The organism is Synechococcus sp. R3-13 (genome assembly GCF_047462195.1).
Lineage (GTDB): Bacteria > Cyanobacteriota > Cyanobacteriia > Thermostichales > Thermostichaceae > Thermostichus.
Map to the genome: position 1 here is coordinate 1 of NZ_JANSIO010000504.1, position 793 is coordinate 793.

Genomic DNA, 793 nt, shown 5'->3' on the forward strand with positions numbered 1-793 from the left:
TATCAGCCGTGGTGATGGATTGCCTGAAAAAAAACCCAGACGAACGACCGCAAACGATGCGGGAGCTGGGGGAACGACTGCTGCAAGCCTATGACCTGACGGCAACCACCCAACTCTCTAGTGGCCAAGCCAGCACTGTGATCCTGCCCACCGGCAGCGCTAAGGCTCAACGGGATGCTCCACCCTCTTCTGACCCCAAGCCACCAATCCAAACCACCCGCAATACAGGATCGGCTTCTGGAGCCTTTGAAGATATCCGCGATGAGGATCTGGATCTCATCGAAGATGAGCCGGTCTCTCCCCCCTCCCCAGGTGCAGGGATCCCCTATTACATCACCGAGCGGGAACCCTCCTCAGCAGAAGCTCCGCCGGAAACACCGGATCCCTCTCCCCAAAGTGGGGGCGAAACTCCCAAAACGCCCTCTACAGTAATCCAAGCCGGCAACGCTCTCCCGACCGTTCAGGATCCCCCCGTCGCTCGCCCTGCTACACCACCACGAACTAATACTCCCCGCACCCGCCCTCTGCCACAAGCTGCCCCCCAAACGGTTCTACAGCCTTCCGGCAGCAGTCTGAAGTGGGTTTTGGCCGGGGGATCCCTGGGCGTTATGGCTTTGCTGGCCGCCTTTTTGCTGTGGCCACGCCCAACGATCCGCGATAGCCGGGAAGAACCGGGTCCGATCCCTACCGCTGAAGTAACCCCAACACCTACACTCGAACCTGCTCCCACTCCAACGCCGACACCCACCTCGACTCCAGCGCCAACACCCACTCCGGTGCCAACGCCCACCCC

At 60.9% G+C, this 793-nt stretch carries 1 pseudogene; it reads left to right on the forward strand.

The annotated features are described in order from the left end of the window. Nucleotides 1-793: pseudogene (locus NW856_RS13895) on the forward strand (serine/threonine protein kinase); the annotation flags it as partial.